Consider the following 7,117-nt stretch of genomic DNA (forward strand, 5'->3'; position numbering starts at 1 on the left):
TCAGGACAGGCCGCTAAGGGCATTTTCGGTTGTAACGGACAGGGCAGTGAAACGTCCCTTTCGCAACTCCGAGATGGCAAAAACAATTCGGGCGGCCCTGCCATTGCCGTCGGCAAAACTGTGATACCCCAGCAAGGCACCGAATAACTGCTTGTTGAAGTGTTCGGAACTCGCGTCCAGTTTTGCCAAGTGTTTTTCCAGTAGATGAGCACCGGAAATGCTCGCGGGGTATTTAGCCAGTCCTGTCGGAGAGCGGTAGGTTTTTTCGGGGTTCGCAATGGCTTTTTTATGTATCTGTCTCAACACCGACGGATCATTAAGCGAGTCGCTACCGGCGGCGTATTCACGAAGTAACGTCTTTAACTTTTCCAGGTCATTTTTGGAACTGGAGGCGTTGAAAATCCAGGCTGCGGCACGTTCCACATCATCGATCAGACCACCAGGATTGAAGGCGCTTTCGTTCTCCATGCCAATGTAAGGGGACTTGCCAAGGTCGAGTTTAAGCAAGGTGTTCTGATGTGCGTTCATGAAGTTGATGTTTTTGACCTCCACCTTCAAGACGTTACTCAAAATGTCCGGTAATGCTGAGGGGACGTCTTTGTAGAGGTGCAGGTGCGACAGATTATATTTTTGCACCTCATGTTTAACGATGCTGTCGACAGCGTCCGCTGGCAGAACGGTTTTTAAATTTTTCGCACCCTCGGATCTGAGCACAATGTCGCTCAGCGAGCTCTCCAGCAAATGCTTGATTTCAACATTGGAGAATTCGTTCGCCAGCATGCTCTCGTTACTCTTCGACAAGCGTTGCAGAACGTTCTCCGCATCGAGTAAATCAGGGTCTTTAAAAACGAATTTGCCATGCTCCAGCATGGGAAGCGCCAAACGGGATTCGGCCGTTGCATTGAGTTGCGAGGCCCGGACAAAATCGTAAGCGTCCGCGCCTCCCGTCAATTTTCGCAGTTGACCGGTAGCCAGTTCGAATCCGCTACTGCCCAGCTTGCCAATGCGCACGGCACCTTTACCCAGCAGGGTGGGAATGCCATCCACGGGGTTAAACAGTGACAGCGAAAACTTCAAACTCAGCCGGGTAACGGACGAAATTTTTGAACCCAGGCTGCCTGCTTTGAAGAGCAGGTTGGCTGCGGTGCCTGCAAATCCGATAAAGGGCAGCAACACGGCGGCACCATCCAGTAAACAACCCCATATTCCGCTGGTCCTGCGGTCCTTGTCCCCGGACTCGAGGTCTTCAATACAGCTTTTGAATGGAATGATGATATTGGAAATGGTGTCCGCCCATCTGACGTCCTCTTCTAAACGCAGCTCAAATTCTGTTTTGTCGAAACCTGCCGAGATCAGTGAGTTTTTTGTCACGTACAGCGCTTCGGACGCGATGAAGCGAGCGATATCCTTGAATGCCATAGAACGGAAAGCCAGCAGTGGAGACCGGTAATCAGCTGTGCTCCCTGTTCGTCTGGGCAGCAAAGACAACAGGTCTACGTTGAAGAACTGATGAACCACATGCTTCGATGGCTTGCCGTTGAAATAAGCATCCAGATCGATCGCCGCATGAAGCGATAGTGCTCCACGGTCATTCGCAATCAACGCTTGAGGTATGAAATCGTCGATTTCATCTACGAGCCCGGAAACTCTGAAAGCTTCTGCCAGGGACTGATTTTTTTTGCAGTCGCCGGTAAGTGTATTCAGTTCGTAGCAATGGAGTTCGTTGCCCAGTGTCGCGGTGATGATCACACCAAATCGGGCGCGGTCCGTGGGCTGTATGGGCTGGCTGTTGAAAGGGTCTCTCGACAAGTATCGGCGAAGCGAAAATACACCGATCTCGCCAACGCCCAATTGGCCGCGGTCTTGTTGTGGAAGAGATGCGAGCGCATGGCGAATGACAGTGGATGTCGCTTCTTTCAAGCGTTTGAGATGAGCGTCAACTGCCTTGTGGAAAATCTCGTTTATCGACGGCAGCGTCAACAATTGTGGAAACAGCGTGTAAATATCCATGCCGACCCTATGCCATTTCCTGTCCGCCAGGTTATTGGAGAGGTAAGCGTCTAGGATCGATAAGGTCAGGGGGTGTTGGCCGGAAAATCCCGCGCTCGTCTTGAGAACTTTCGTTTCTAGAAAGTCGCAATCAGGTACGTGAAGTTTCAGTGTTTCAAGTGCGAGTTTCTTTCGGCTGGGAAACGGTGTCGACAGCGTGTTTGCGCAATGACTCAGTTCGTCCAGGTAGTGATTGTATTGTGTGCTTGCAGCGTTGATCGCTTCCTGGCTGAAGTGACTGTCCGAATCTCGAGGTATGGATTCGTTGATCAGTGCCCAGTACAAAACTGGTTGAACCGTGGATGCGTTATGCAGTAACTGCTGTCGATGACTAATGGGTGCGATCATCGCCCGCTTTAGTAGTTCCTCATAGGTCAATAGTTGAGATGAACCCGCTGCATTGAATTCAGCCAGCAGGACGGCGCGATTCAATACGACCCAGGCAGTCGAACCCATTTGTAACCCTGTCGGTGCATCTTGTACCAGGAACGCTGGCGCTAGTTCAGTCAACAGGGCGTATGCAATCATCGGCACAGCGACAGGATCAATATATTTTCCGTTGCTGGTCACATTATTCGCAAAATGACTTTCCAATTCCGCGCGGACCTCCAGCCAGCTCTTTTCGACATTGGCGGTGGCGTATAATTTATATCCTGCAATATTGATTTCAGACGTCTTGTTATCAAGGCTGATTCTGAGGTCGAGCATGATCGCCGCCAACAATACCTGTCGGCCCAATACAATGTTCGATACGGCGTCCATCCCGGCGTCATACCAACCCAGTGCCTCGGTGTAATGACGAGCGATCGCGCGGGTTTCCGGTTGACTTAACAACCACTTTAAGTCGTCGTAGGTTTGCGGCTGGATCGCGTTCGGCGAAGGTTGGGTGCCATGCCAGGAAATGACGCTCATCAAGTGGTTGATAAGCAATTCATTACCATCGAGCAATTGGTCAGTTACTTTCCACAGTGTCGAACGATGTTCGGCCGTCAGCTCATATCTGGAGTGGGCAGCGCTGGCGAATACTTCACAGAAATTGCTGCGCCCTTTGGCGGCTTCAACGCTGAAAAAATCCAGCAAATTTGCCGCCTGGTCGGCCGTTTGCGGTACGTCGACTTCATGAAAGCGCAACCATTGCGCAACGCTGACCAGCGAAGTCGAGCTGATGCCCGAAGTGGTTCGCGCTTGTGTTTTCAGGGTGTTCAGCTCTTCTTCAAGCTCTGCAACGTGCTCGATCTCACTCGTGATGTCGTGTCGCTCGAACACGTTACGAAAGCGAACACCCAGAGCAGAGTGAAAAATTTGTTTGTGAACTTGTTTTAATGCCAGGAGGCGGTCATGGGTATCGGTGTGAAAGATGGTTTCTTCCGGTAATGATAGTTTTGCACGGGCATCAATAAATGCTGGATGTTGAATAAGACCTGTCAATAATAGTTTTCCGGGTCTGTGTGCTTTATAAAACTGCGAGTCCTCGGTGATGTGAAGATAAAAATTATCAAAGCCGCCGTGGTTGAAGAAGTCTGGCTGATTGGTTGAGATGCCCAAGGCTTCAGTCGTCTGATTCTTTTCGCTGAGTTCCGGGTCGGAATAACTAGTGCTGAAGTTGGCGACGTTATAAATGGCGAGGTTGTCATTCATCAGTGGGCAATCCTTTGCGCATTGATATATTAATAGTTGCACGCTTGGGGCGGGCTCGGAGTAGGTGGTGTTGAAAGGTTAGCGAACAACACTGTTCACTCACAACGGCTATCTGTTGTCCTGATGTGTCTGCTAATAGCGCTGTTATACGGGATAGTAAAGTTGTTCGATGTTTTATTTGTCGAGTGGTCAACCGCGATACTGCCCTGGTGTTGCCGCCAAATGCTGTTTGAATGCGCGTTGAAAGTGCGCCTGATCAGCAAATCCGGCTTCCAGCGCTACATCGGCTATCAACTTGCCGTTGCGCAGTTGTTCGCGGGCGAACTGGATTCGTCGGTTAACCAGATAGGCATGGGGCGTCATGCCGTAATGCTGCTTGAAGGCACGGATCAGGTAGGACGGCGACAGCTGCGCCGCCTCGCAAATACCCTCGAGCTTGAGCATCTGCGTGCAGTTGTCGCGGATGTAGTCGGCTGCCCGTTCCAGCTTGAAATTGGGCTCGCGCAATGGCTGCTCAATCGGATTGAGTTGCTGTTGGACCTCAGTGAAAAACTCCACCGCTGCGCTGTGCTTGCTCAACACGTCCTGCAAAGGATCAACCAGTATTGCGTACAGATCACTCAGGCCCGCGAACAGGTTGCCATTGCGGGTATGGGTAACGGAAAACCGTCGATACGCCGCGTCCTGACTGAAGCCGAGCTGATGCTGCAAGTCGGTCAGCCATGGCGTCTCGACGTACAGCATCAGGTAAGACCAGGGCTGGTCGTCGATCGGGTTGCAGGCGTGAACATCACCGGGATTCATCAGCACCACGGTGCCGGCGCTGACCTCAAAGGCCGATTGCTCATGAACGTAGGTGCTGCGCCCGGCGGTGATGGCACCGATGGAGAAGTGCGCGTGAGAATGCCGGGCGTAACAGACCTCGCGGCCATCGGCGATGGACCGGGCTTCGATGAAGGGCAGGGCATCATCGCGCCAGAAGCGTGGGGCTTTGTCTGCATATTTGGCAACGGTGTGCTTCATCGTTCATGTTCTCGGCGGCCAGAGCGCGAGTGTATTAGCTCTCGCCGTTAAAGGCTCGCTGCAAGGCGGCGATGTCGAGTTTTTTCATCTGCATCATGGCTTGCATGGCGCGCTGGGATTTGGTCGTGTCGGGGTCTTTGAGCATATCCATCATGGCGACCGGCACGATCTGCCAGGACAGGCCGAATTTGTCCTTGAGCCAACCGCATTGCTCATTCTCTGGGTGAGCGGAAAGTGAGCCCCAGAAGTAGTCCACTTCTTCCTGAGTCTGGCAATTGACCTGAAATGAAACCGCTTCATTGAACTTGAACACCGGGCCGCCATTGAGTGCCGTCATTGGCTGTCCGTCGAGTTCGAAACTGACCGTCAACACCGATCCTTCAGGCCTGCCATGAACCTCCTGACCGGCTTTGCCATAGTGGGTGATGGCAGTGATTTTGGAATGATCGAAGATCGAACAGTAAAACTTCGCAGCCTCTTCAGCCTGATCGTCAAACCAGAGGCAGGGAGTCAGTTTTTGCACGCGTTGCATGGTCGATGCTCCTCTACGGGTTGCTCATGCCGGATTATCAGCGTAGCCAGCCTGTGGTCGATTGGCCGGACCGTAGATCGACAAACAGCCAAGTGGAATGTCCGGGGAAAGAGTCTGTATGACAACTTTGTGTGTCATTAAGACTCCTTTCTTCTGTTGTCTATATGACTCTTGTAAGCGTATATGATTGATTTTAATGGATTAAAAATGTGGCACGGGACTTGATGCATCTCCGGTACAACTGACCCGCTTCAGGAGTACGGAAAATGTTCGATTTCTTCAGCAATCCCCTGAACGTACTGCATCTGTCGAGCAAAGTGCTGGGCGTCGGCCTGGTCATGCTGCTGGCCGGCATCTATGGCGCTTACCTCTACAACGGCCATCTGCCGATTGTCGCGCTGGTGTCGATGCATGCCATGACCATCATCGGGCCGACCTTGCTCAAAATCGGTTATGTGATGCGTCTGCTGGCCCAGCATCGTATGGGAACACGTCTGGCAAGGGTGGTGGCGTAATGCGCAGACTTGCTGCTGCCCCGGTCTTCAGTCTTGGCTTTCGTCCCTTTTTCCTGGTCGGCGCCGGTTTCGCTGCAATCGCGGTGGCGATCTGGGCGTTGTGGTTGTACGGCCGACTTCCCGGCGCGCAACCCGTTGGCGGCATGCTGGCCTGGCACCGGCATGAAATGCCGTTTGGTTTTGCCACGGCGATCATCGCCGGGTTCCTGCTGACAGCCGTGCCCAACTGGACAGGGCGTCCCGGCCTCAATGGCTGGCCGCTGATCGGCCTGGTACTGGTGTGGCTGCTGGCGCGACTCGCCTGGTTACTGCCCATTCCCGAAGAGCTGTTGTTGCTGGTGCAAGTGCCTTTTCTTCCGTTGCTGGCCTGGGCGATTGGACGGGACCTGGTCGCGGCGGGCAAGCGTGATAACTATCCGGTGTTGTTGGTGATCGCATTGATGGCCGGCGCTCAGGGCATGACGTTGTGGGGCATCGCAGTGGATGATGCGGGCCTGCAACGGCGCGGCGTACTGGCGGCCTTGTGGTTGGTGGCGGCGTTGATGACTGTGATTGGCGGACGGGTCCTGCCGTTCTTTATCCAGCGCGGCTTGAACCGGGCTGCAGCGCCCGCCGCTCACGCGCTGCCCACCCGGGTTTTGTTGTTGAGCAGTTTGCTCGCTGCCGTGTCTTTTGCCGGTGGGTTGAATGACGTTCCCAGGCTCTGGTTGGCGCTGTTGTTTGGGGTGATGGGGGCATTGCACTTGCTGCGATTGTGGCGCTGGCATGATCGGGGTATCTGGCGGGTGCCGCTGCTCTGGTCGCTGTATCTGGCGTATGCCTGGTTGATGGTTGCGGCGCTGGCGATGGCGCTGTGGCACGCGGGCGTTATGCCGCAACAAAGTCTGGCTACCCATGCGCTGGCGGTCGGGGGGATCGGGGGGTTGATTCTGGCGATGATTGCGCGGGTCAGCCTTGGTCATACCGGGCGCTTGTTGCAACCGTCGAGTGTTGTGGTGCTGGGGTTTGCGTTGTTGTTGATCGCTGCTGTGTGTCGGGTATTTCTGGTGCCGTTTTCTGGGGTCGGGCTGGGGCTTTCGGCGGTGTTTTGGAGTGGTGCTTTTGTGCTGTTTCTGGCGAGGTATACCGGTATTTTGCTTAAGCCCAGGTGCTGATTTTTTGAAGCTTGAGGTTGGGTTGGGTTGGGGTTGGGTACATATCCGTTTTTGGGGTAACGGCGGCTTATGGTTCCGCCCTGACGGCGGGTTACTTGGAAAAGCGCCAAGTAACCAAGCGCTCGCGCCCCTGACGTACGGTGCCTCGCTAAGGCTCGGCATTCCCTCACTCCGGTCCTGCTCCGTGGGCCCGCCGCCATCGGCCA

The 7,117-nt window shown here is 53.9% G+C and carries 5 protein-coding genes; 2 read left to right on the top strand and 3 right to left on the bottom strand.

The window, feature by feature from the left end; all coding sequences use genetic code 11:
* From QRN31_RS08140 to QRN31_RS08150, 3 genes are all read right to left on the bottom strand, one after another.
* Positions 1 to 3,687 (bottom strand): hypothetical protein, encoded by a 3,687-nt coding sequence (locus QRN31_RS08140; RefSeq protein ID WP_285431315.1) that lies wholly within the window; start codon positions 3,685 to 3,687, stop codon positions 1 to 3.
* A 189-nt stretch (positions 3,688 to 3,876) separates the two neighbouring features.
* Complete coding sequence (locus QRN31_RS08145) at positions 3,877 to 4,710, bottom strand: helix-turn-helix transcriptional regulator (RefSeq protein ID WP_285431317.1); 834 nt, start codon at positions 4,708 to 4,710, stop codon at positions 3,877 to 3,879.
* A 34-nt stretch (positions 4,711 to 4,744) separates the two neighbouring features.
* A complete protein-coding gene (locus QRN31_RS08150; RefSeq protein ID WP_285431318.1) occupies positions 4,745 to 5,242 on the bottom strand; it encodes a VOC family protein in 498 nt (165 codons plus the stop codon).
* Between the two features lie 266 nt (positions 5,243 to 5,508).
* On the opposite strand from QRN31_RS08150, the gene QRN31_RS08155 reads away from it, so the two are divergent.
* Both QRN31_RS08155 and QRN31_RS08160 read left to right on the top strand, forming a co-directional pair.
* Positions 5,509 to 5,757 carry a transmembrane sensor/regulator PpyR gene (locus QRN31_RS08155; RefSeq protein WP_285431319.1) on the top strand — a complete coding sequence of 83 codons (249 nt, stop codon included), beginning with the start codon at positions 5,509 to 5,511 and terminating at the stop codon, positions 5,755 to 5,757.
* Positions 5,757 to 6,911 carry an NnrS family protein gene (locus QRN31_RS08160; RefSeq protein ID WP_285431320.1) on the top strand — a complete coding sequence of 385 codons (1,155 nt, stop codon included), beginning with the start codon at positions 5,757 to 5,759 and terminating at the stop codon, positions 6,909 to 6,911. Before QRN31_RS08155 ends, QRN31_RS08160 begins: the two co-directional genes overlap by 1 nt.
* The last annotated feature ends 206 nt before the right edge of the window (positions 6,912 to 7,117 follow it).

This window comes from Pseudomonas sp. fls2-241-R2A-110 (genome assembly GCF_030209165.1).
Classification (GTDB): Bacteria; Pseudomonadota; Gammaproteobacteria; order Pseudomonadales; family Pseudomonadaceae; genus Aquipseudomonas.